The organism is Massilia sp. CF038 (assembly GCF_900129765.1).
In the GTDB taxonomy this organism is placed as follows: domain Bacteria; phylum Pseudomonadota; class Gammaproteobacteria; order Burkholderiales; family Burkholderiaceae_D; genus Telluria_A.
Genome location: NZ_FQWU01000003.1, coordinates 114,506 through 138,807 on the forward strand (window position 1 = coordinate 114,506; position 24,302 = coordinate 138,807).

Consider the following 24,302-nt stretch of genomic DNA (forward strand, 5'->3'; position numbering starts at 1 on the left):
CAGGCGAAGGCAGTGGACGACGCAAGTACAGGTAGATTACATTTCAAAGAACGACATGGATTCCCTTCTTAAACACATGGTGGACATGACTGGCCACCGCGATCACACGATGCTCGACATCTCGGTGATCTCGGCCGTCCAGGAATTGGCAGGGGCGTCGCAGACGCGCGTGCTGACCATTGTCAGTGTGCGAGGAAAGAAGTTTGTGCGTTCCCGGGCCATCATTTGCGCCGGGGAAGCAGCCCGCATGGAAGACCATCCTGACGCCAATTCGGTGGGCGACCCGATTGAATCCTTCCCGGAATTAAATACCTGCATCATCGAGCAAACCGCCAGCGCGACCGCACTGTCGCACGATGGCCGCTCTACCCTGTGGCTGCCGATCTGGATTGGCGACAAGGCCGACACCTGCCTCGAAATCGTGCACAACTCCCCTTACCACCCGGATACCATCCAGGTGATTGGCGGTATTGTCAGTGTGTATCGCAACTTCCAGAACTTGCTCGACTACAGCGAGCGCGACTCGCTGACGGGCTTGCTCAACCGCAAGACCTTCGATGACCAGCTGACCAAGATGCTGCAAGCGTCCACGGCCGAGCCAGAGGCGCCTTTGCCTGGACAGCCCGAGCGGCGCCAGCCTGCGGATGAAAACAAGCAATGGCTGGCGGTCGTGGACGTGGACCATTTCAAGGCCGTCAACGACAAGTTCGGCCACCTGTATGGCGACGAAGTGCTGATTCTGATCGCCAACCTGATGACGTCCTCGTTCCGCTCCCAGGACCGCGTGTTCCGCTTTGGCGGTGAGGAATTCGTGGTGCTGCTGCGCTCGACGACGCTGGATAACGCGCAGAAAATCATCGACCGCTTCCGCACCAATGTGGAAAGCCACGTGTTTCCGCAAGTTGGGCAGGTGACGGTCAGCGTGGGGTTTGTGTCGATCAGCCCGTACGAGTCGCCGGTGAACATTCTGGGCCGTGCCGACCAGGCGCTGTATTACGCCAAGAGCCATGGCCGCAACCAGGCCTGCCATTATGATCAGCTGGTGTCAGGCGGGATGCTGGAAGCGGCTGCATCGAACGATACGGCCGAGTTCTTCTAAGAACGGTTCAGCTTTGCAAAGCTGAACTCCTTAGTCGATCACAAGAAACTTCATCGGTGCAGCAGGGGCGCCTGCGGAACGGTTCAGCTTTGCAAAGCTGAACTCCTTAGTCGATCACAAGGAATTTCATCGCGTCGACATTCCACTTCTGCGGCGATTCCGGCCGCACAATCTTGTCACCGCCGCCAAAGCCCAACGCCTTGGACAAATCCACGGTTTGCGGCTTGACGTAGGTATTGCGCTTGGTGTCGAAGAACACGTTCACCTTTGGCGCCAGCAAATTGGTTTCGTGCGGCTCAATCACCACGCCCAGCCGGCCTGATTCCAGCATCACCATGGTGCCCACTGGATAGATCCCCACGCAGCGCATGAATTCCTGGGCGAACACAGGATTGAAGTGGAACTTGCTCCACTCATAAATTTTGCGCAAGGCTTCCGCCGCCGAGACACCCTTGTGATAGCAGCGGTCGGCCGTAATCGCGTCATACACATCGACAATGGCTGCCATCTGCGCCAGCTCGCTGATGCTGCCCTCACCTTGCTTGTCGGGATACCCGCTGGCGTCGCGCCGCTCATGGTGGTGCAAGGTGATGTCGAGCGGAATGGGGCCGACCTCGGGCGACCTCAGCAAGATGTCATAGCCATCGCGTGGATGCTTCTTGACGATGTCGAATTCTTCATCCGTCAGCCGCCCGGGCTTGTTCAGAATGTGGTCCGGGATCAGTGCCTTGCCTGTGTCGTGCAGCAGGCCGCCCAGCCCGGCCTGGTAAGTCGTTTCGGCATCCATCTTGCGCGAACGGCAGAAGGCAACCAGCAAGGTGCAGACACTGACGGAATGCAGGAAAGTGTAGTCATCCTTGTTCTTGATGCGCAGCATGCCGGTCAGGGCGCCGGGGTTGCGTAGAATTGATTCGGTGATGCTCTCGACCACGGGTGACACCTGGTCCAGCTCGATTGCCTTGCCCAGCCGCGCATCCTGCATCACCGTACGCACCAGACCCGAAGCCTGATGCCGGATCTGCGCCGCACGGCGCAATTCCTCCCCCAGCGACACGCGCGTGACGATCACGGGCTGTATGGCAATCTGCACCAGCTCGGATTCAAGCTGCGCATTTGATTCTTCCAGCGTGGGGGCATCCTGCACATCGAGACCCTTGTCGCTGTCGATCACCACATCGTGGATACCGGCATCGATGATCTTGCGGATTTCGTCATCCTTGGTGATCAGGAAGCGCTGACGGATGAACGGATGGGTCATCCAGTCACAACTCAGATCGTGGATGTACATACCTACTAGTAGTTGCGACGAATCGACTTTTTTCAGCATGTCATGCCCGGCTGTGCTTTAATCACTGCAACGTGAAGAGTGCGTTTCTTTTAAGAACTTTAAGTTTCCATTTTACATTAAAAATTAGTGTTGATCCTCAGCGACAACATTAGCACGAACTTCCATGGAATTACGCCAGCTCCGCTATTTTGTTGCCATTGTCGACCACGGTTCCTTATCCAAGGCGGCCCTGGTATTGCATGTTGCGCAGCCGGCCCTGACCCAGCAATTGCGTCAGCTGGAAGAAGAGCTGGGCGCCCAGCTGCTGCACCGCTCCGCCCAGGGCGTGCTCAGCACGGACGCTGGCAAGGTATTTTATGAACACGCGCAGGCCATCCTGAAGCAGGTCAGCGACGCGCGTTCCGCAGTGACCCAGTCGGCCACGCGCCCGTCCGGCAGCGTCACGCTGGGGCTGCCGCACAGCATTTCTGGCGCGCTGGCCCTGCCCTTGCTGATGGCCGCCCGCGCCAACTATCCTGAGATTACCCTGCAGCTGACGGAAGAACTGTCGGGCAACCTGCTGGAACAACTGAAATCGGGCCGCATCAATCTGGCTGTGCTGTTCGACGATGGTCAGCTCAGCCCGTTTGCAAGTACACCGCTGGTGGAAGAGACACTGATGTTCATTTGCCGTGCCGGTTCGCGCCCTGCCCCTGAACATGGTGAAGTGCGGCTGGCCGAAGCGCTGGCCACAACCTTGATTTTGCCGGCCCAGCAGCAAGGCGTGCGCCCCCGCATCGAAAGCGTGGCCCGTGGCGCTGGCCTGGCGCTGGGCCCGGTCATCGAAATCAACTCGATTGCGATTTTGAAGTCGGCATTGCTGGCAGACATGGGCGCCACCATCCTGCCGCTGGCCCCCTTGCTGACCGAGGTCGGCAGCGGCGCCCTGCAGGCCTGGCCCATCAGCGATCCGCCAATCGCCCGCAGCGTCACCCTGTGCGCCTCCAAGAACATTCCACTGACCAATGCGGCCGCTGCCGTCAGCCGGCTGGTGCATCAGGTGACGCGCGATCTGTGCGACAGCGGCACCTGGATCGGCGCAAGATTGCCTGATTAAAAGGCAGCAAGCTGAGCCGGCCCGGCAGGCCATCGTTTTTTCTTATACCCCTATCCCGAATCGCTATTTCCCCTTCTGGCGACAAGGACATACACTCCACGCCTCAGGTAAAACCCGCGTGGTCTGCCTGTAAAATAGTCGTACCCACGACGCCCTGCCCTGCCATTCCGGCGCCTACCCGGCGCCCTCGTGACGGGGGAAATTCCCGAATACCCTTTGGAGCCTCACCATGCCAGATACCACGGCGACCCAACCTGTCAGCGCGCAGGATGTCTCGAACCGCCTGACCACCGTCAGCCTCGACGATAAATACACTGCGACTTCAGGCAATATTTTCCTCTCAGGTATCCAGGCGCTGGTGCGCCTCCCGATGATGCAGCGCGAGCGTGACCTTGCCGCCGGGCTCAACACGGCCGGTTTCATCTCCGGCTATCGCGGCTCCCCACTGGGCGGGCTGGACGAGAACCTGTGGAAAGCCAAGGGCCACCTTGAAGCCCACCACGTGCAGTTCGTCCCCGGCGTCAACGAAGACCTGGCCGCCACGGCCGTGTGGGGTTCGCAGACGGTGGACCTGATCGGCCCGGCCAAGTACGACGGCGTGTTTGCCATGTGGTACGGCAAAGGCCCGGGCGTGGACCGTTGCGGCGACGTTTTCAAGCACATGAACCATGCGGGCACGGCCAAGCATGGCGGCGTGCTGCTGATCGCGGGCGACGACCACGGCGCTTACTCGTCGACGCTGCCACACCAGTCCGACCACATCTTCTCGGCTTGCATGGTGCCGCTGCTGTACCCATGCAATGTGCAGGAGTATCTGGATCTGGGCGTGCATGGCTGGGCCATGTCGCGCTTTTCGGGCTGCACGGTCGCCTTCAAGGCGCTGGCCGACACGGTCGAATCGAGCGCCTCGGTGGACGCCAATCCGCACCGCGTGCAAGTGAAAATCCCGAAAGATTTTGTGATGCCAGAAGGCGGCCTGAATGCCCGCCTCTCGTCCGACCCGCTGGGACTGCAGGCGCGCAAGCAGGAAGCGCTGATGCAGGACTACAAAATCTACGCCGCGCTGGCTTATGCGCGCGAGAACAAGCTCAATCACACCACGATCGACAGCGCCAACGCCAAGCTGGGCATCATCGCTTCGGGCAAATCCTACCTGGACGTGCTGGAAGCGCTGGAAGAACTGGGCATCGACGAAAAAATGGCAGCCGACGTCGGCCTGCGCCTGTTCAAGGTCGCCATGCCATGGCCACTGGAGCCGGACAGCGTGCGCGAATTTGCCCAGGGCCTGGATGAAATCCTGGTGGTGGAGGAAAAGCGCCAGATCGTCGAATATCAGCTCAAGGAGCAGCTGTACAACTGGCGCGACGACGTACGCCCACGCGTGATCGGCAAGTTCGACGAAAAAGGCGAATGGGTCGCGCCGCGCGGCGAATGGCTGCTCACTTCCAAGGCCGACTTCTCGGTCTCGCAAGTGGCGCGCGTGATCGCCTCGCGCGTGTCGCGCCTGATCACCGATGAAAAAACCTGCGACCTGATCAAGGCCCGCCTGACCTTCCTGGACGCGAAAGACGCGGTCCTGAAAAAGGCCATCAACACGCCGTTCCGTCCTGCCTTCTACTGCTCCGGCTGCCCGCACAATACCTCGACCAAGGTCCCGGAAGGCAGCTTCGCGCTGGCCGGTATTGGCTGCCACGTGATGGCAACCGCGATCTACCCCGAGATGAACAAGCTGACCACCCACATGGGCGGCGAAGGCGCGCCATGGATCGGCCAGCAGGCGTTCTCCAAGGTGCCGCACGTGTTCCAGAATCTGGGCGACGGCACCTACTTCCACTCCGGTTACCTGGCCATCCGCGCCACCGTGGCGGCCAAGGTCAACATGACCTACAAAATTCTGTACAACGATGCCGTGGCCATGACGGGCGGCCAGCCGGTGGACGGCCAGACTTCGGTGCCGATGATCGCCCAGCAGATGGCTGCCGAAGGGGTCAAGCGCATCGCGCTGGTGACGGAAGATCTGTCGCGCTACACCGACCGCAGCGCACTGCCAACCATCGTCAGCCTGCACGACCGCAAGGAGATGGATGCCGTGCAGCGTGAGCTGCGCGAAGTCGAAGGCGTGTCGGTCATCATTTACGACCAGACCTGCGCCGCCGAAAAACGCCGCCGCCGCAAAAAAGGCGAGTTCCCCGACCCGAACAAGCGCATGGTCATCAACGACGCTGTCTGCGAAGGCTGTGGCGACTGCGGCATTCAGTCGAACTGCGTCTCGATTCTGCCAAAGGAAACGGAATTCGGGCGCAAGCGCACCATTGACCAGTCGTCCTGCAACAAGGACTACTCGTGCGTGAAGGGCTTCTGCCCATCGTTCGTCACGGTCGAAGGCGGCTCCCTGAAAAAGACCCGCACTGGCGTCACCAAGAATAACCAGGATGACGGCTTTGGCGCGCTGCCCGAGCCGAAACTGCCAAGCATCGAGCAGCCATACAACATTCTGATCAACGGCATCGGCGGCACCGGCGTGATTACCGTTGGCGCGCTGATGGGCATGGCCGCCCACCTCGAAGGCAAGGGCGCGTCGGTGCTGGACATGACCGGCATGTCGCAGAAAAACGGCTCCGTCACCTCGCACGTGAAGGTGGCACGTTCGCCGGCCCACCTGCGCGCGCAGCGCATCGCCACTGGCGAGGCCGACCTGATTCTCGGCTGCGACATGCTGACCGCAGGCGCGCAGGATGCAATTTCCAAAATGCGTCCGGGCCGCACCCTGGCCGTGGTCAATCTGCACGAGCAGCCACCAGGCACCTTCGCCCAGAACGCCGACTGGCAGTATCCGGTGGAAGACGTGCGCGCGCTGATCGTGGAATCGGTGGGCGGACCTGATGCGGCCGACTTCATCGACGCCACCAAGCTGGCCACCGCGCTGATGGGCGACTCGATTGCCGCCAACCTGTTCATGCTCGGTTACGCATGGCAGAAAGGCCGCATTCCCTTGAGCGAAGCGGCGCTGCTGCGTGCGATCGAGCTGAATGGCGTTGGGATTGAATCGAACAAGAAGAGCTTCCTGTGGGGCCGCCGCGCCGCCGTCGATCTGAAGCGCGTGGAAAAAGTCGCCACGCCGACCCAGGCCATCGTGGTGCAGATGCCGCAGTCGCTGGAAAACGTGATCAAGAAGCGCGTCGAATTCCTGACCGCGTACCAGGATGCTGCCTACGCTGCGCGTTACGAAGATCTGGTGGCCAAGGTGCGCAAGGCCGAAACGGCCCAGGGCCTGGGCAACAAGCTCTCGACCGCCGTGGCCAAGTACTACTTCAAGCTGATGGCGTACAAGGATGAATACGAAGTGGCGCGTCTGTACACCGACGGCAAATTCGTCGAGCAGCTGCAGTCCCAGTTCGAAGGCAACTTCTCGGTCAAGTTCAACCTGGCGCCGCCACTGCTGGCCAAGAAGGATGCCAAAGGCCACCTGGTCAAGGCGGAATTCGGTTCGTGGATGTGGAGCGCGTTCAAGCTGCTGGCCAAGTTCAAGGGCCTGCGCGGTGGCGCACTCGATATTTTTGGCTACACTGAAGAGCGCAAGATGGAGCGCGCGCTGATTGTGGAATATCGCGAGATGGTTGAAGGTCTGATTGCCGGTCTGAGCGCCGAGAATCACGCGACGGCCGTGGAGCTGGCCAATCTGCCGGAGCAGATTCGCGGGTTTGGCCACGTCAAAGAGAAGAATGTGGCGGCATTCCGGGTTGCCAAAGCGCGCTTGCTCGGCGGCGCCTCCAACCAGCACGCAGCCTAAACACATCGCCCTCGCGGAGGCGGGGGCCTATAGCGTACCGAACAACTTCGGTGACGTGGAATGGGCCCCCGCCTTCGCGAGGGCGATGTGGTGGTTTGCTTGACGTTAACGTAAACGTCATATACCGTACCAGTACGATTTCGCAAGGAACATCATGAACGACCTGACTCCCGCCGCCAAACTGAACGTCCCCGATCAACCGAAGCTGGCCAACAAGGTCCGCTTCGTCACCGCGGCCTCGCTGTTCGACGGCCACGACGCCTCGATCAACATCATGCGCCGCATTTTGCAGTCGAACGGCGTGGAAGTGGTCCACCTGGGCCACAACCGCTCGGTCGACGAAGTGGTCACCGCCGCGCTGGCCGAAGACGTACAAGGCATCGCCATCTCCAGCTATCAGGGTGGCCACGTCGAATACTTCAAGTACATGATCGACCTGCTCAAGCAGCGCGGCGGCGCCCACATCAAGGTGTTCGGCGGCGGCGGCGGCGTGATTGTGCCGGACGAAATCGCCGATCTGCATGCCTATGGCGTGACCCGCATCTTCAGTCCGGAAGATGGCCAGCGTATGGGCCTGGTCGGCATGATCCAGTCGATGATTCAGGCTTGCGACATCGATCTGTCGACCTATTCCCCAACCACGTTGGCGCCGCTGCAAACGGGCGACGTGGCTTCGCGCCACCGTCCATTGGCCCAGCTGATCACCGCGCTGGAAAACGAAAAAGCCTCGCCGGAACTGCGCAAGGCCATCTTTGACGCGGCCGAAGGCTTGTCCGTGCCGACGCTGGGCATCACCGGCACCGGCGGCGCCGGCAAATCCTCGCTGACTGATGAACTGATCCGCCGCATCCGCCTGGACCAGGGCGACACGGTCAACATCGCCATCATTTCGATTGATCCGTCGCGGCGCAAGTCGGGCGGCGCGCTGCTGGGCGACCGCATTCGCATGAACGCGATCAATCCCTGGAATGGCGAGGCGCGCGTGTTCATGCGCTCGCTGGCCACGCGCGAAGCCGGATCCGAAATTTCGCAGGCGCTGCCGGACGTGATCGCCGCCTGCAAAGTGGCCGGCTTTGATCTGGTGATCGTTGAAACCTCCGGCATTGGCCAGGGCGACGCGGCCATCGTGCCGCACGTGGATGTGTCGATGTACGTGATGACGCCGGAATTTGGCGCAGCCTCGCAGCTGGAAAAAATCGACATGCTCGATTTTGCCGACTTCATCGCGATTAATAAATTCGACCGCAAGGGCTCGCAGGACGCCTTGCGCGACGTGGCCAAGCAGTACCAGCGCAACCGCGAAATGTGGAGCAAGCGGCCGGAAGAAATGCCGGTGTTCGGCACCCAGGCTTCGCGCTTCAATGACGATGGCGTGACCGCGCTGTATCAGGGCCTGCTGCCCAAGCTGGCCGAATTCGGCCTCAAGACACGGCCGGGCAAGCTGCCAGCATCGGATATCCGCTTCTCCAGTGGCAAGCACGTGATCGTGCCACCCGCACGCGCGCGCTACCTGGCCGAAATTGCCGACACCGTGCGCGGCTATCACAAAAACACCAGCAAGCAGGTCAAGCTGGCGCGCGAGCGCCAGCAGCTGCAGGAAGCCAAGCGTATGCTGGCTGCGGCATCCAAGTCGGCCGATTTTGACGATCTGATCACCGAGCGCGATCATGCGCTGGACGCCAACGCCAAGAAGCTGCTGGCCATGTGGCCGGACATGCAGGCCGCTTACGCTGGCGACGATTATGTGGTCAAGATCCGCGACAAGGAAATCCGCACCCGCCTGATCCAGCACACCCTGTCGGGCACCAAGATCCGCAAGGTGGCACTGCCCAAGTATGAAGACCACGGCGAAGTGCTGCGCTTCCTGATGCTGGAAAACGTGCCAGGTTCGTTCCCGTTCACGGCCGGCGTGTTCGCGTTCAAGCGCGAAGGCGAAGACCCGACCCGCATGTTTGCCGGTGAAGGTGACTCGTTCCGCACCAACCGCCGCTTCAAACTGGTTTCAGAAGGCATGGACGCCAAGCGTTTGTCGACCGCGTTTGACTCGGTGACGCTGTACGGTGCCGATCCGGCACTGCGGCCCGACATTTACGGCAAAGTGGGCAACTCGGGCGTGTCGATCGCCACGCTGGACGACATGAAGGTGCTGTATGACGGCTTCAACCTGTGCAGCCCGTCGACGTCGGTCTCGATGACGATCAACGGCCCGGCGCCAACCATTCTGGCGATGTTCATGAATACCGCTATCGATCAGCAGATCGTGCGCTTCGAAGAAGAAAACAAGCGCCAGCCAACCGCGGACGAAAGCGCGAAGATTCGCGCCTGGGTCCTGCAGAACGTGCGCGGCACGGTGCAGGCCGACATTCTGAAGGAAGACCAGGGGCAGAACACCTGCATCTTCTCGACCGAGTTCTCGCTCAAGGTGATGGGCGACATTCAGGAATACTTCGTCCACCACCAGGTACGCAACTTCTATTCGGTGTCGATCTCGGGTTACCATATTGCCGAAGCAGGTGCGAACCCGATTTCGCAGCTGGCGTTCACCCTGTCGAACGGCTTCACATTCGTGGAAGCGTATCTGGCGCGCGGCATGCACATTGACGATTTCGCGCCCAACCTGTCGTTCTTCTTCAGTAACGGCATGGATCCGGAATACACGGTGCTGGGCCGGGTGGCACGCCGCCTGTGGGCCGTGGCCATGCGCGACAAGTATGGTGCCAATGACCGCAGCCAGAAGCTCAAGTACCACATCCAGACGTCGGGCCGTTCGCTGCACGCGCAGGAAATCGACTTCAACGATATCCGCACCACGCTGCAGGCGCTGATCGCGATCTACGACAACTGCAACAGCCTGCACACCAACGCCTACGATGAAGCGATCACCACGCCGACGGATGAATCGGTCCGGCGCGCGCTGGCAATCCAGCTGATCATCAACCGCGAATGGGGCCTGGCCAAGAACGAAAATCCGAACCAGGGTTCGTTCATCATCGATGAACTGACCGACCTGGTGGAAGAAGCGGTGCTGCAGGAGTTTGAGCGCATCGCTGAACGGGGCGGCGTGCTGGGGGCGATGGAAACCGGTTACCAGCGCGGCAAGATTCAGGAAGAGTCGATGCTGTACGAGCACCAGAAGCACGACGGCACGCTGCCGATCATTGGCGTGAACACCTTCCGCAATCCGAAAGCCAACGACACGCCACAGAAGATCGAACTGGCGCGCTCCACCGACGATGAAAAGCAGTCGCAGCTCACGCGTCTGGAAGACTTCCATCAGCGCCACGCGGCACAAGCGCCGCAAGCGCTGGCAGCGCTGCAGCAAGCCGCCATTGACAATGCCAATGTGTTTGAGAAGCTGATGGATGCGGTGCGTGTCTGCTCGCTGGGTCAGATCACCACGGCCTTGTTCGAGGTGGGTGGGCAGTACCGCCGCAATATGTAATCACCAACCACATCGCCCTCGCGAAGGCGGGGGCCCATACCACTTTGCCGAATTCGGTAACGTGCTATGGGTCCCCGCCTGCGCGAGGACGATGTTATCACTGCTCTCCGTTCTTAATCCCGGCACGGCCCGGTACTGGCACCCTCCAGCAACACCGGCTGCCACAGCGCATGCTGGCTGGCCGGTGCCGCCCCACCCACAACCGCCGTTAGCATCTCGATCAGCTTGGCACCTGCCTGGTCAATATCGGGCAGGTCAACCGTGGTCAGCCGCGCACCGAGCAGGGAATCCTCAATCCCGCCCCACACGATCACCGACATCTCGCGCCCAATATCGATGCCCGCATCAAGCAAGGCGCGCACCGCGCCCACCGCGGACAGATGATTGTCCACAATCACCGCGCTGGGGCGCGGACTGGTCGCCAGCAGCTGCTGCATGGCCTGGTAGCCCGAACGTCGGTCATGGGTATTGTCAACGCGGTAGTGCGGCGCGGGCGGCAGATCGGCGCGCCGCAGGCAATCGCTGAAACTGTCGCTGCGCTGGCGCGCAAAATTGAGGGTAAGCGGCGCACTGATCAGAGCGATGCGCGTGTGCCCCAGCGCCAGCAAATGCTCGCAGGCCAGACGCATGCCGGCCTCATTATCGTAATCGAACCAGGCGTAGGGAGATTTGGATTCCGTGCGTCCATGGGCGACGAAGGGAAACCCCTTTTTGGCCAGGAAAGCGATACGGTCGTCATGCACGCGCGTGCGCCCCACCACCAGCGCATCAACGCGGCGCGCCCGCACCATTTGTTCGTAGGAAGGCAGTTCGTTCTCGGCCGAGACGGGCACGATGATCAGGTTCTTGCCGCTTTTTTCCAGGGCCGAGGACATGCCGCTGACCACGTTGAGGAACATGGGATCGCCCAGGTCGCTGGAGTGCAAGGGATAGATGATGCCGAACACATTCGAGCGGCCCACGGCCAGGCCGCGTGCCATGGGGTTGGCTTCGTACCCGACTTCGCGCGCCGCGGCCAGGACCCGCTCGCGGGTACGCGCATTCACTTCCGGATAACCGTTCAGCGCACGGCTGACGGTGGTTTTGGATACGCCGAGTGCATCGGCAAGACTCTTGAGGTTCATGGCGTCGATCTGCAGGGCGGTGAGGCGAACCTGCGATTATAGCAACGTCATTACAACCTATGGACAAAGTGTAAAGATCCGCGGCGCAAGGCCGCGGTGGGATACCTGCAATGGGACCTGCGCGACCGGCTTAGTCGACGATCCATGTGTACTTGACCTTGGCCCAGGTCGCTGCAGACTGGTCGCTCGCTGGCTTGAACTTGCAGCTGGCGCCAGCGCGGATGGAGGCACGGTCTACGCGCGGGTAGCCGCTCGATTCGACCAGTTTGGAATCGAGGATTTTGCCATCGGCGCCAACCAGGAATGCCACCACGACATTGCCGCTGTCGCCTTCATTGAGCCAGCGGGCCGGGAATTCAGGCTGCGTGCAATCTTTTGGGTCGACAGTGGCGGACATGGCCAGCGGCGCGGCCAGGGTCAACAACAGGGCGGAAGCGAGTGCGCTGAAATGCTTGGTGGACAACATGAGAACCTCCTGAGATCGGGATAGATTCCTGGAGCGGGCGCCGGAACCAGCTGCTGAACGGCCAGCAGATGGATCCACAATACTGCGTTGCACCATTTTTTCTAAATTTATTATTCCAATGCCAGATATACCTGGAAATCATAACTAGTTGCCTTGCACCAACAAATTGCATACGCTTTTTGTATACCTGTTATGCAATCCTTTTTACGGTGCGGAATTAACGCCTGACAAGCCCTGACGCGCTAAAAGGGGTCAGCAAGCGGCCTTCCCGCACGTCCTCAGGGCGCCGTTGCGATTTCACCACGGCAAGAAGAATTGGATGACTCCGCCACACAATCGACCTGTTTCCACCAGTGCGTGAAGGCTTGCGGCTGCTTCAAATCCAGTGCCTGGCCCATTTCGGGCGTGGTCATCGGCACTTTTCCTGCCTCGGCCAAGGCCGCAATGCGGTCAAACGGCTCGCGCCAGGCGTGCATGCCCAGGTCGAAAGTGCCGTTGTGCACCGGCATTAGCCACTTGCCCTTGAGGTCGATGAACGCTTGCAGCGTTTCTTCTGGCTGCATGTGGACGTCGGGCCACAGCTTGTCGTAGGCACCGGTCTCGAGCATGGTGACATCGAAGGGGCCGTATTTCTCGCCAATGGCTTTGAAGCCATCGAAGTAGCCGGTGTCGCCACTGAAAAACACATTCAAGTCCTGATACTGGATCACCCAGGAAGCCCACAGGGTCGAGTTGCGGTCGCTCAGACTACGGCCCGAGAAGTGCTGGGCCGGCGTGGCAACAAACTTCACGCCCCGCACTTCCGTCGATTCCCACCAGTCAAGCTGTTCGATTTTCGCCGCGCCAATGCCCCATTTGATGAGTCGGTCGCCGACGCCCAGCGGGGTCAGAAAACGCTCCGTCTTGGCGGCCAGCTGCAAAATGGAAGCGTGATCCAGATGGTCGTAATGGTCGTGCGACAAGATCACGGCCTTGATCGGGGGCAGGTCTTCAATGCTGATCGGGCTCTTGTGAAAACGCGCGGGGCCGGCCCATTGCACCGGCGAAGCTCGTTCAGAGAAGACAGGATCAGTCAGGAAAAACTCGTTATGGATCTTCAGCAGCAGGGTCGAGTGGCCCAGGCGGAACAAGGTATTGTTCGGCGCTGCGACAAGTTGGGCGCGAGTGAGTACTTGCACCGGGATCGTACCAGAGGGTACCGTGTCCGGATTTTTGCCGGTGGCAAAGGTCCACATGAGCTTGAGCTGCTCGCCCATGCTCAATTCCTTCATCTGCACCGGGTTGCGGAATTTGCCGTCGCTATATTGCGGCGACACATGGGGCTGGACACCATTGGCGGCGAGTGTGGAATAGGTCATGGTCGAAATGATCCCAAGTAAAAGGAGACTGAAAAGGAGGCGCTTCATGGCTTGCCTGTCTAGAATGTACACTACACAGTGTAGTTTCAATTTTTGGAAAAGTAAACTACGCGGTGTAAAATATCTGCATGAATGCTCCTCAACGCCTGACCGACCGCAAACGCCTTGCCATCCTCGAAGCGGCAGCTGACCAGTTCCGCCGCTTTGGTTTCGAGGCCACCAGCATGGACAAGATTGCCGCCATGGCCGGGGTGTCCAAGCGCACGGTGTACAACCATTTCCCCAGCAAGGATGAGTTGTTCGCGGAAACGCTGATGCAGTTGTTCCACAGCAGCGCGGCAGCCCTGGACCTGCCCTACCGCAAGGACGTACCGCTACGCGAGCAATTGCTGGCGATGATGCGCTTGAAAGTGGGCATGCTGGCGGACCGCAATTTCCTGGACCTGGCGCGGGTGGCGATTGCCGAAGCGGTGGTGGCGCCCGAGCGGGCGCGTCCGATCATTGCGCGCATCAACGAGCGCGAGGAAGGCGTGACGACCTGGATCCGCGCCGCGCAGGCCGACGGCAGACTCAAGCCGGGCGATCCTCTGTTTGCCGCCACCTTGCTCCATGGTCAGGTGAAAGCCATGGCGTTCTGGCCGCAGGTGACCATGGGCGCGCCACCGCTGGCGCCTGAACTGATGGCGCCGCTGGTGGATGCGGCCGTCAGCATGTTTCTCGCTTACTTCGCGAACGACACCGCATAAATCGGTGGCAGCGTGGTTGACACGGTATGCCAGTGGTCGCCACCATCCTCGGTGGCCCAGAGGCCGCCGCTGGTCGACGCCATCAGCAATTGCTTGCCGTCGGGCGAAACGGCCAGGCCATGCCGATAGACCAGATCGTAACAATCCTGCTGGGGCAAGCCTTCGCGCAGGGCAGTGAAGGTCTTTCCACCATCCGTGGTACGGGTGACCGCCATGGCGCTGTCGACGGGAATGCGGCGCTGGTCGGCTTCGGCCGGGGCGAACCAGGCGGTGTTGCCGTCCTGCGGATGCACGGCCACGGCAAAGCCAAAGGTTGACACCGGCACCTGGCGCAACTCCTGCCACTGACGCCCGCCATTTTCAGAATGCCAAATGCCATTGTGATGCTGACACCACAGCCGGTCGGGCGTGCCTTCTGCGCGCACCACGCGGTGGGGATCCTGGACCGCTTCGTTTTCATTGAGCTCGGGCGGCATGTAGTCGGCCCGCATGCCGGTGGCCGACACCGTCCAGCTGGCGCCGCCATCCTCGGTGCGCCAGACCCCGCCGCAAGAGACCGCCACCAGTACATGGTCGCTATTGCGCGGGTCGACGCTGATGCTGTGAATGCCGGGCACGTCGTAGCCGCCGCCAAACCATTCGGCCCGCTGCGGCACGTCCCACAGGGCGCGCACCAGTTGCCAGGAGTCGCCCCGGTCGCTGGAACGGAACAAGCCGCCAGGCAAGGTGCCGGCCCACAGCACGCCGGGCTGGTCCGCACCGCCGGTTTCCAGCGACCAGATCAGCTTGTTTTTCCATTCGACTGAGTCGCTGCTGTCCTGCGGTTTGAGAGGATAGGCTGGTGCCGCGATTTCTGTCCAGCTGGTGCTGCCCTTGTCGCGCCGATGCAGCTTGACGCCGAAATGGCCCAGGTTGAGCGCGGCATACAAGGTGCCATCGCGCCCGTCTTCCAGAGCGATCGAGACCGGGTCGCCCAGGAAATGGCGGGCGCCGATCTGCCAGCGGCCAGCATGGCGGTCGAGCTCGAACAAGCCCTTGCGGGTGGATAGGTATGCGCGATCGCTCATGTCAACCTCCAGAAAGTGCCTGCAATATATAGACTTGGGAATCGGGCGCCAGCGCATCGGTCAAGTGCACGCGCTCGCTGGCGCGGCGTCCGTCAATGAAGATGGCGACGTTTTCGCGCAGATGGCCCTGCTCGTCCAGCACATACCCGCGCAGCACGGGGTTGAGGGCAAAGGCCGCTTCCAGGCCCGCGCGCAGATCGGCAGCGCCGGTCTCGACCTGCGGTACGGTGGTGAAGCGGGCAAGCTGCTGGGTAAAGAAAAGGCGCGCCATATGCGGTCCCGGCTTGGTAAAAGCTCAGGAATTTTATCCCGGATCGACGTGCGTGTCGCCACCCTGGCCTAAAATGGGGCGTCCCAATCATCGAAAGAGCGCCATGCCGATCAAACCGGACGAACTCGCTGCGCTGATGCTGGAAGTGGAGTTGGAAGACCCGATCGACTTTGCCGACCTGCCCTTTGGCGAAGCCGAATTGCGCCAGCTGGTTGCATCCCACCTGTGCGACATGGCAGCCGCCATGGAAAACTTCAGCACCGAGGACCGTCTCATGACACTGCTGGCCGTGTCGGCCAAGCTGGTGCTGGAAAACCTGGTGCTGCATCTGCAACTGCTGCGCCGCCATGGCTTGCCGGTCAGCGACAGCGTCGAAGAACTGCTCAGCCGGCTGCGCAAGCCCGGCTGAACTCAGATGCCCCGCTCGGCCAGGCGACCCAGCATGGCCAACAGCACCGTGCCAACCGTCTCGCAGCAAGTCTGGGCGCGGCGGCGCGCGGCAGCGGCGATATTCTGGCGCGGAGCGGCTGCAAACAGACCGCGTTCCGCGATGCGGCGCAAGTTGTCGGCGTGCCAGTGACGTTCAAGCGGGGTGGCAAAGTCACCCTTGCCCAGCAACTCGTCGAGCGGCAGGCGCGCGATGGCTGCAGCGGCTTCGCTATCGGGCAAGCGGGTGCGCAAGTCGCTGACGCGCGCGCCCAGACGGGACAAGTAGGCGCGCGCATTGCCCAGGGCCCGGTTACACACGGCGGCTGTGTGGCGCGGCACGATGCGGGTGCGGCCCTGGTCGAGCAAACGAACCAGCTTGTCGTCGGCCTGCTCGGGCGATAAGGGGCCCAGTACCGCGATATTGCCCACAATACTGTCACCGACAAATTGCAGATCCGCGCTTGGCACGTCCACATACAAGCCGTCATCGCGTTGCTGCAGCGCCAGGGTATGGCGGCCCCATTGCAGTTGGGCGGGTGCGTGGTGCGGGTGCACCAGCTGGGCATCGGGAAACAGCGCCGCGGCGGCGGCATGCGCGCCACGTGCGTCAGTCAGGACAATCGTGGTGACCTGCTTGCCTAGCGTGCCTTCCAGATAGTCGCGCAAATCGATGGCGTCGTACTGGCTGGCCAGCGCATCGACCAGCAACACACGCTCGCCATCGATGAACGCGGTGGCCAGGGCGGCCAGGCTGTCGCCACGAAACAGCAGGATGTCGGCACTAAGATAGTCGATGCGCATGATGGGCTTTCGTGAGTGGGTATGCAGCCATCTTAGGAAGTGGCCAGTGCGCCGACAAACGAAAGCTTCTCCGCTTCAGATGAATGAAACTAATCTGATAGACTGCTTGCATTCCATTCCGACCCGACCTTTACCATGGCCGCCCGTCCCAACCCGCCCCTGATTGCCGCCCGCAGCTTCGAGGCAGCGGCCCGCCACGCCAGCTTTCTGAAAGCGGCCGACGAGCTCAATGTGACGCCCACCGCCATCAGCCATCAGGTAAAAAAACTGGAGCAATACCTGGGGCAGGCGCTGTTCGTGCGGCTCAACCGCGCGGTGCAGCTGACGGCCGAGGGGGCAGCGCTGGCAGCGACCCTGCACACCCTGTTCGCCAGCCTGGATCAGGCGCTTGATCCGCGCCGGCGCGCGGCGCGCAGCACCATCGTGATCAGTGCCATGCCTTCGCTGGCCGGCAAGTGGCTGGCGCCGCGGCTGGGCGAGTTCGAGGCGCTCTACCCGCAGTGGCGCGTGCTGATCGATGTGGAAGACAAGCTGGTCGACTTCAAGAGCAGCAATATCGACATGGCCTTGCGCTACGGCCCCGGCAAGTACCCGGGCTTGCATGCGCGGCGCTGGATGGGCGCGACCATCGTGCCGGTGTGCAGCCCTGCCCTGCTGCAACGTACCCGTCTACGCCAGCCTGCCGACCTGCGCCGCCATAACCTGATCCACAACACCACGGCAGCGCGGCGCGTGCGCCCGCCCGAGTGGGAAGAGTGGCTCGCTGCCCATGGCGTGGAGGGCGTCGACGCCACGGCCGGCCCCCTGTTTACCAGCACCTACATGGCACTGGAAGCGGCCCAGGCTGGCCATGGGGTCACGCTGGCGCCAGCCCCGCTGGTCGAACGCGACCTGGCCGATGGGCGCCTGGTCAAGCCACTGGCGCTGGAGATGGCCAATCCCTGGTCGTTCTGGATTGTGTGCCCGCGCCAGAACCTGCAGGATGAAAAAATCAAGGCCCTGACCGCCTGGCTGCTGCAGCAAGCCAGGACCTGAGCGCCGCCCCCGCCTAGTGCAGTTGCTGGGGCTTGAGGACCACCTTGATGCAATCTTCCTGCTTGTGCTTGAAGATTTCGTAGGCGTGCGCCGCCTCGTCCAGCGCCATGTGGTGGCTGATGATGGCGGCCGGATCGATCTCGCCTGCCACCACGCGCTCCAGCAGCGGCTGCATGTAGCGCTGCACATGGCACTGCCCCGTGCGGATGGTGAGCGAGCGGTTCATCACGGAGCCGAACGGGATCTTGTCGCTGAAGCCGCCATACACGCCGGGTACTGACACGACCCCGCCATTGCGGCAGCTCATCATCGCTTGGCGCAGGGCTGTCGGCCGGTCGGATTCAAGCCGCATGGCTTGCTTGATGCGGTCGTAGGCGTAAGCCACGCCAGCGCCATGCGCTTCCATGCCAACGGCATCGATGCAGGCATCGGGGCCGCGTCCGCCCGTCATGTAGCGCAGGGCGTCGGGTACATCGACCTGGTCGAAGTTGAGCGGCTCGGCCCGCGTGAGTCGGGCCGCCAGCGCCAGCCGCTCGGGGTAATGGTCGATCGCGATGACCCGTTCAGCGCCCAGCAGGAAGGCGCTCTGGATGGCGAACTGGCCCACCGGACCGCAGCCCCACACGGCCACGGTGGCGCCGGGCTGGATGTCGCAGGCTTCGGCCGCCATGTAGCCGGTGGGCAGAATATCGGACAGGAACAAGACTTTGTCGTCCGGCAGATCGGGCGGCACCACCAGCGGGCCCACATCGGCGTACGGCACACGCGCGTACTCGGCCTGCCCGCCCGCGTAGCCGCCGGTCAGGTGCGAATAGCCAAAAATGCCGCCCGTGCTGTGGCCCCACATGGCTTCGGCCAGATGGGCGTTGGGGTTGGAGTTTTCGCACACGGAAAACAGCTTCTGCTCGCAGAAGAAGCAGCGCCCGCATGCAATGGGGAACGGGACCACGACCCGGTCGCCCACCTTGAGGCGCTTGACGCCGGCCCCTGTTTCCACCACCTCGCCCATGAATTCGTGACCCAGAATGTCGCCCTGCTCCATGGTGGGCACAAAGCCGTTATACAGGTGCAGATCGGAGCCGCAGATGGCGGTGGAGGTAATGCGTACGATGGCGTCACCGGGATTGAGAATGGTGGGGTCGGGCACCTGGTCGACCCGCACATCCCTGGCGCCATGCCAGACTGCCGCTCTCATGGTTCGACTCCTTTGCGAAACAGGCTGGCCTTGAAGGTACGCTTGCCTTCCGGCTGGCCTTTGGTGGTGGCGATTTCGCCGGTTTCAATGAGTTGCTTGAAGCGGCGCAGATCCGCGCGCACCTGCACCAGCGGCTCTTCGCCGAACAGGCGTGCAATCAGCGCACCGGCGCGCCCTGCGGGGGGCCGGTAGCGCAGGTCGACCGCGAGCAGGGTGCCCTGCCCGCCCGGCCCCGCGTCAAAGCGGACTGTGCCTGCATTGTCGACGTCGGCACCTGGCACCGACTGCCAGGCCAGCAAGGCGCCCGGCTCGTCCTGGGTGATGTCGGCTTCCCACTCGACCCGGGTACCGGCCGGGCCGCGCGCGCACCAGTGCGAACGGCGCGCATCGAGCACGGTGACCGATTCCAGGTGCTGCATGAAGCTGGGCAGGCGCTCCAGCTCGCGCCAGAAGGCGTAGCAGGTCTGCGGGGTCTGGTTGATGTGCAGGGTTTCGCGCACCTCCAGCGTGCCGCCCGCGCCAGCCAACGCCTGATGCGAAGGCGTCAGCCGCGGCGGATTGCCGGCGCGCAGATCGAGCGCGGACAAGGCGCCCAGCGCCAGCGTGGTGGAGACCAGACGGCGCCGGTCGCTGGCCGGGTGCAAGGCCGCCACGCCCAGCAGGCTCAGGTCCATGGCGTCGCCCGCCACGCGCACCCAGCGCCATGCTTGATTGTCGGGCTGGCGCAGCAAGCCCACGCCGCTGGCGATTTCGCGCAGGCCCAGAGCACGCATGAGCAGCGGCCACTCGGGCAAGCCGGCCGTGCGTGCCACGGCGCGCGGTGCCAGCAGGCTGGCCACGCCGAGGCCGACGCTGATCCAGCCCAGCGCCAGGCCTAGCTGCTGCTCGCGCGGTGCCGCGCGGCCCGGCCGCGGCGCCTGCGTGGAAGGACCGGCTGCTTCAGTTGCCGGGGGGGCGGCATCGGCCGCGTGCCAGGGGCCGGGCCGGACTTGCCGGGCCGCCAGATGTTCGCCAGCTTGGTTCATCACACCTCCTGCACACAAAATAGGGATGCAATTTAGTCCCTGCGGCAGGCCGCATGTTCCCGTCAAGACGCAATATTCACGATCCGAGCGCCGCCACTTTGCGCGCGCACAAACGAAATCAGCTTGCGGCACAAATACGACGGGCAGGCGCTGGCGTACGCGCACGTCATCAATAATGTTGCTTTTTAGCCAGCATTCATGTCACTATGCTAGCTTGGCGGCGGCCTTCGGGCGCGCCCATTTTCAGAGACGACATCACAAGGACTACGACATGCCGCGCAACGCACACAAGCTGACCCTCACCGCCGCCGTGGTATCCGGCGCCATTTTGCTGGGCGCGGGCATCAGCGGCTGCAACCGCTCGCAGTCGGCCGACACGCTGGTGGCCGAAGCGAAGGCGTATCAGCAAAAAGGCGACAACAAATCGGCCCTGATCCAGCTCAAGAACGCTGCGGCCAAGAGCCCGGAAGACGCTGCGATCCGCCTGGCGCTGGCGCAGCTGTACATCGATACCGGCGACGCCGTATCGGCCGAGAAAGAATTCCGCAAGGCGGGCACGCTGGGGGCCACCCCGGCCCAGCACTTGCCAGGCCTGGCCCAGGCACTGCTGGCCCAGGGCCAGTACAAGAAAGTGATTGAAGAAACCGAAGCCGGCGTCGCCAGCGCCGATCCGACCCTGCTGGTGTCGCGCGGCAATGCTTACCTGGCGCTGGAACAGAAAGACCTGGCCCTGGCCAGCTTCGACAAGGTGCTCGCGGCCCAGCCCAACAGTGGCGCGGCCCTGCTGGGCAAGGCCGGACTGGCGTTTGCCAACAATGACATGGAAGGCGGCCAGCGTCTGGCCGAAGAAGCGACCCAGAAAGACCCCAAGAATCCGGACGTCTGGATGTACCAAGGCATGCTGGCCGGCCGCATGGGCAAGCCGGACGTGGCCCTGGCCGCCTACGACAAGGTGCTGGCGATCAAGCCCGATCACCGCAGCGCCCACATTGAAAAGGCGTACCTGGAAATCGGCATGGGCAAGTTCGATGCCGCCAAGGCCGACGTCGAGGTGGCGCGCAAGGCCAACCCCGGCAGCCTGATCGTGACCTACACCCAGGCGCTGCTCGACTTCACCCAGGGCAAAAATGAAGTGGCAATGGAATCGGTGCAGAAAGTCTTGCGCGGCGCCCCGGAACACATGCCCAGCATCTTGCTGGCCGGCGCCATCCATCTGAACCTGGGCCAGCTGGAACAGGCAGAACAGAACCTCAAGAAGTACCTGGAAAAATACCCCAACACCCTGTATGCGCGCAAACTGCTGGCCACGGCCCAGTTGCGCGCCGCCCATCCAAGCGAAGCCGCTGCCACCTTGGCGCCCGCGCTCAAGGACCCGTCCGAAGACGCCCAGCTGCTGGCGCTGGCCGGCGAATCGTTCATGCAGGCGCGCGACTACGACAAGGCCGCCGAATATTTTGAAAAGGCCTCCGGACTGTCGCCCAAGTCGGCGGCGCTGCGCACCTCGCTGGGTTTGAGCAAAGTGGGCCAGGGCGACAAGGAACAGGGCCTGGCCGACATGGAACAGGCGGCCGCGCTTGATCCGAAGTCGCAGCAGGCCGGCATTGCGCTGGTCCGCACCGCGCTTGGTCTGAAGCAATACGACAAGGCGCTCAAGGCAGTGCAGGCGCTGGAACAGCAGCAGCCCGACAACGCCATCGTGCAAAACCTGAAAGGCGGGGTGTACCTGGCCAAGAGCGATACGGCCTCGGCCCGCGCCGCCTTCATGAAGTCGGCCCAGCTGCAGCCGAACTACTTCCCGTCGGTGGCCAACCTGGCCCAGCTTGACCTGAGCGAGCAAAAGCCGGCCGATGCCAAAAAGCGCCTGGAAGCCTTCCTCACGCTCGACAAAAAACATATTGGCGCCATGACGGCGCTGGCTGAACTGGCCATGATGCAAGGTCAGAAGGCCGAGGCCACCACCTGGCTCGAACGCGCCAGCAATGAAAATCCGGAGGTGCCGGAAGCGGCCATGCGCCTGTCCACCCAATACCTGAAGACCGGCGAGAAGGCCAAGGCGCTGACCCTGGTGCGCAAGCTGCAGACGGCCAATCCGACCAACCCGGACCTGATTGATCACCTGGGCCAGGCCCAGATCGCCAACAACGATGCCACCGGCGCCCTGGAGTCGTACAGCAAGCTGGTGGCCATTGTGCCGAAGTCGGCCAAGGCCCATCTGCGTCTGGCCTCGGTGCAAACCCTGCTCAAGAACGAAACCGCCGCTGCCGAATCCATCAAGCACGCGCTGGCGCTGGAACCGAACAGCGTGCAGGCACGGTTGGCCGAGATCGATCAGATGTTGCGCAAAGGGAAAAGCGATGATGCCCTGAGCGCGGCCCGCAAACTGCAGAAGGACAATCCGAACTCGCCAGTGGCGTTCCTGATTGAAGGCGACATCCTGCTGTCCCAGAAAAAGCCGGAACCGGCAGCGCGCGCCTACGAACAAGCGTACAACCTGGGCAAGTCGGCCCAGCTGCTGGTCAAGCTGGCCGCCACCCAGCGCATGCTGGGCAAGAACCGGGAAGCCGATGCGCGCCTCGCTGCATTCTTGAAGGACAACCCGGGTGAGCCCTTGGCCGCGATGTACTCGGCTGAATCAATGATGTCGGCCAAGCAGTTCAAGTCAGCCATTGCCCAGTTCGAAACCATCCTCAAGCGCTATCCGGACAATGTGGTCGCGCTCAACAATCTCGCCTTTGCTTACCAGCAAGATAAAGACGCGCGTGCCCTGGCCACCGCTGAAAAAGCCTTCAAGCTGGCACCGCAAAATCCGGCTGTGGCCGACACCCTGGCCTGGATCCTGATTGAACAGGGCGACACCAAGCGCGCCATTCCTGTTTTGGAACAAGCATTGTCCCGTGCGCCAGATGCGAACGATCTTCGTTACCATCTGGCATTTGGTTTACACAAAGCAGGGGACAAGGCGAAGGCACGCAAGGAAGTCGAAAAAGCATTGGCTAGCGGCAAGGATTTCCCGCTGGCCGATGACGCGCGCGCCCTCTTGAAACAACTGTAGGACAGCGCTGGTCACGCCGCGCGGTGCAAGCTGCGCGGGTGATGAGATTCCATTGATGCACCAGTTTTACGGCTGAGTTCGTGCGCCGTGCTTTTCGCAAGGAAGTAGGTTATTCTTTGCAAAATGCTACGTGGTTGGATACGAACAAGAACAATAGCCCGCCCTTAAACTTGCGCACTGGAATAACATCATGCTGTTATTTGACAGGCTGTTCGGCAAGCGTGACATCCTCATCCCCTACTTCGATTTCAGCAAGGTACTGCGCGGAAATATGGAGTCCTTCATTCTGAAGGAAATCTATCGTCTGCGTTACGAGGTGTACTGCCTCGAATGTGCCTATCTGGAAGCGAAGGATTTCGACGAAGGTCTGGAAACCGACGAGTTCGACGATTGCTCGATTCACTTTGCCGCGTACACGCTCGACCGCAACATCGTCGGCACAGTGCGGCTGGTGATGCCACCGGAAGGCCAGGATTATCCCTTCCAGGGGCATTGCAAAGTATTCGACGACTTCACGTTTCCAGCCCATGCCCAGGCGGGGGAAATTTCCCGCCTGGTCGTCAGGAAAACCTTCCGCCGCCGCCGCGGCGATTCGATGGAAGGCATCTCCAAAGACTTTGTGGAAAAAGGCACCACAGCCAGCATCAAACCGCCAGCGGCGTCGCACGATAAGCGCGGCAACAGTCCGCTGTTATTGCTGGGTATGTACCGGGAAATGTACCGCCACAGCCGCGCCAACGGAATTCGATTCTGGTACGCGGCGATGGAGCGGTCACTGGCGCGTTCGCTCGAGAAGATGGGGTTCAAGTTTCTGCCGATTGGTCCGCAGGTTGATTATTACGGACCGGTCACGCCGCACATGGTGGACCTCAACGATCTGAACGATCGACTCCAGAAGGACAATAAATTCCTGGCCGCGTGGTTCAACGATGAGCCGATTCCGATCTGGGTAATGATTCGTACCCTGGCCGGCAACGTGCTCGTCAAGCGCACCAAACGCAAACAGTAAGGTGCGCAT

The 24,302-nt window shown here is 61.9% G+C and carries 18 protein-coding genes; 9 read left to right on the forward strand and 9 right to left on the reverse strand.

Annotated elements, in window-relative coordinates; translation table 11 throughout:
* Positions 1 to 55 precede the first annotated feature (55 nt).
* On the forward strand, positions 56 to 1,099 hold the full coding sequence (locus BUC24_RS19770) for a GGDEF domain-containing protein (protein ID WP_073220702.1): 1,044 nt from the start codon (positions 56 to 58) through the stop codon (positions 1,097 to 1,099).
* A gap of 106 nt (positions 1,100 to 1,205) precedes the next feature.
* Here BUC24_RS19770 and BUC24_RS19775 read toward each other — a convergent pair whose 3' ends face one another.
* Positions 1,206 to 2,426, reverse strand: coding sequence for an HD-GYP domain-containing protein (locus BUC24_RS19775; RefSeq protein ID WP_073220705.1), 1,221 nt, complete (start codon positions 2,424 to 2,426; stop codon positions 1,206 to 1,208).
* A 124-nt stretch (positions 2,427 to 2,550) separates the two neighbouring features.
* Here BUC24_RS19775 and BUC24_RS19780 point away from each other — a divergent pair, with 124 nt between their 5' ends.
* The 3 genes from BUC24_RS19780 (at position 2,551) to icmF (ending at position 10,715) form a co-directional block, all read left to right on the forward strand.
* Positions 2,551 to 3,483 carry a LysR substrate-binding domain-containing protein gene (locus BUC24_RS19780; protein WP_073220707.1) on the forward strand — a complete coding sequence of 311 codons (933 nt, stop codon included), beginning with the start codon at positions 2,551 to 2,553 and terminating at the stop codon, positions 3,481 to 3,483.
* Between the two features lie 229 nt (positions 3,484 to 3,712).
* The gene (locus BUC24_RS19785) at positions 3,713 to 7,273 is read left to right on the forward strand and encodes an indolepyruvate ferredoxin oxidoreductase family protein (RefSeq protein ID WP_073220710.1); all 3,561 of its coding nucleotides are present in this window, start codon (positions 3,713 to 3,715) and stop codon (positions 7,271 to 7,273) included.
* Between the two features lie 154 nt (positions 7,274 to 7,427).
* Positions 7,428 to 10,715, forward strand: coding sequence for a fused isobutyryl-CoA mutase/GTPase IcmF (gene icmF / locus BUC24_RS19790; RefSeq protein ID WP_073220715.1), 3,288 nt, complete (start codon positions 7,428 to 7,430; stop codon positions 10,713 to 10,715).
* Between the two features lie 113 nt (positions 10,716 to 10,828).
* Here the strand turns inward: icmF and BUC24_RS19795 are convergent, their stop codons facing one another.
* From BUC24_RS19795 to BUC24_RS19805, 3 genes are all read right to left on the reverse strand, one after another.
* Complete coding sequence (locus BUC24_RS19795; RefSeq protein ID WP_073220719.1) at positions 10,829 to 11,839, reverse strand: substrate-binding domain-containing protein; 1,011 nt, start codon at positions 11,837 to 11,839, stop codon at positions 10,829 to 10,831.
* 130 nt (positions 11,840 to 11,969) lie between these two features.
* Positions 11,970 to 12,305: an energy transducer TonB gene (locus BUC24_RS19800; RefSeq protein ID WP_083599042.1), complete on the reverse strand. Its 336-nt coding sequence runs from the start codon at positions 12,303 to 12,305 to the stop codon at positions 11,970 to 11,972.
* Between the two features lie 278 nt (positions 12,306 to 12,583).
* Positions 12,584 to 13,663 (reverse strand): MBL fold metallo-hydrolase, encoded by a 1,080-nt coding sequence (locus tag BUC24_RS19805; RefSeq protein WP_218606523.1) that lies wholly within the window; start codon positions 13,661 to 13,663, stop codon positions 12,584 to 12,586.
* 128 nt (positions 13,664 to 13,791) lie between these two features.
* Between BUC24_RS19805 and BUC24_RS19810 the strand changes: the two genes are divergently transcribed.
* Positions 13,792 to 14,409 (forward strand): TetR/AcrR family transcriptional regulator, encoded by a 618-nt coding sequence (locus BUC24_RS19810; RefSeq protein WP_073220725.1) that lies wholly within the window; start codon positions 13,792 to 13,794, stop codon positions 14,407 to 14,409.
* On the opposite strand, the gene BUC24_RS19815 is transcribed toward BUC24_RS19810, so the two are convergent.
* Positions 14,385 to 15,476: a WD40/YVTN/BNR-like repeat-containing protein gene (locus BUC24_RS19815; RefSeq protein WP_073220728.1), complete on the reverse strand. Its 1,092-nt coding sequence runs from the start codon at positions 15,474 to 15,476 to the stop codon at positions 14,385 to 14,387. The genes BUC24_RS19810 and BUC24_RS19815 overlap by 25 nt on opposite strands.
* A 1-nt stretch (position 15,477) precedes the next feature.
* On the reverse strand, positions 15,478 to 15,747 hold the full coding sequence (locus tag BUC24_RS19820; protein ID WP_073220731.1) for a MoaD/ThiS family protein: 270 nt from the start codon (positions 15,745 to 15,747) through the stop codon (positions 15,478 to 15,480).
* A gap of 103 nt (positions 15,748 to 15,850) precedes the next feature.
* On the opposite strand from BUC24_RS19820, the gene BUC24_RS19825 reads away from it, so the two are divergent.
* On the forward strand, positions 15,851 to 16,156 hold the full coding sequence (locus BUC24_RS19825) for a hypothetical protein (protein ID WP_073220735.1): 306 nt from the start codon (positions 15,851 to 15,853) through the stop codon (positions 16,154 to 16,156).
* A gap of 2 nt (positions 16,157 to 16,158) precedes the next feature.
* On the opposite strand, the gene BUC24_RS19830 is transcribed toward BUC24_RS19825, so the two are convergent.
* The gene (locus tag BUC24_RS19830; protein WP_073220739.1) at positions 16,159 to 16,977 is read right to left on the reverse strand and encodes a hypothetical protein; all 819 of its coding nucleotides are present in this window, start codon (positions 16,975 to 16,977) and stop codon (positions 16,159 to 16,161) included.
* A 135-nt stretch (positions 16,978 to 17,112) separates the two neighbouring features.
* Here BUC24_RS19830 and gcvA point away from each other — a divergent pair, with 135 nt between their 5' ends.
* Complete coding sequence (gcvA, locus tag BUC24_RS19835) at positions 17,113 to 18,012, forward strand: transcriptional regulator GcvA (protein WP_073220742.1); 900 nt, start codon at positions 17,113 to 17,115, stop codon at positions 18,010 to 18,012.
* A 13-nt stretch (positions 18,013 to 18,025) separates the two neighbouring features.
* Here gcvA and BUC24_RS19840 read toward each other — a convergent pair whose 3' ends face one another.
* Positions 18,026 to 19,207 (reverse strand): zinc-dependent alcohol dehydrogenase, encoded by a 1,182-nt coding sequence (locus tag BUC24_RS19840; protein WP_073220745.1) that lies wholly within the window; start codon positions 19,205 to 19,207, stop codon positions 18,026 to 18,028.
* The gene (locus BUC24_RS19845) at positions 19,204 to 20,232 is read right to left on the reverse strand and encodes an SRPBCC family protein (RefSeq protein WP_083599043.1); all 1,029 of its coding nucleotides are present in this window, start codon (positions 20,230 to 20,232) and stop codon (positions 19,204 to 19,206) included. The genes BUC24_RS19840 and BUC24_RS19845 overlap by 4 nt, the downstream gene beginning before the upstream one ends.
* Positions 20,233 to 20,503: 271 nt before the next feature.
* Here BUC24_RS19845 and prsT point away from each other — a divergent pair, with 271 nt between their 5' ends.
* Both prsT and BUC24_RS19855 read left to right on the forward strand, forming a co-directional pair.
* A complete protein-coding gene (gene prsT / locus BUC24_RS19850; RefSeq protein ID WP_073220748.1) occupies positions 20,504 to 23,284 on the forward strand; it encodes an XrtA/PEP-CTERM system TPR-repeat protein PrsT in 2,781 nt (926 codons plus the stop codon).
* A gap of 190 nt (positions 23,285 to 23,474) precedes the next feature.
* Positions 23,475 to 24,293 (forward strand): PEP-CTERM/exosortase system-associated acyltransferase, encoded by an 819-nt coding sequence (locus tag BUC24_RS19855; RefSeq protein ID WP_073220751.1) that lies wholly within the window; start codon positions 23,475 to 23,477, stop codon positions 24,291 to 24,293.
* The last annotated feature ends 9 nt before the right edge of the window (positions 24,294 to 24,302 follow it).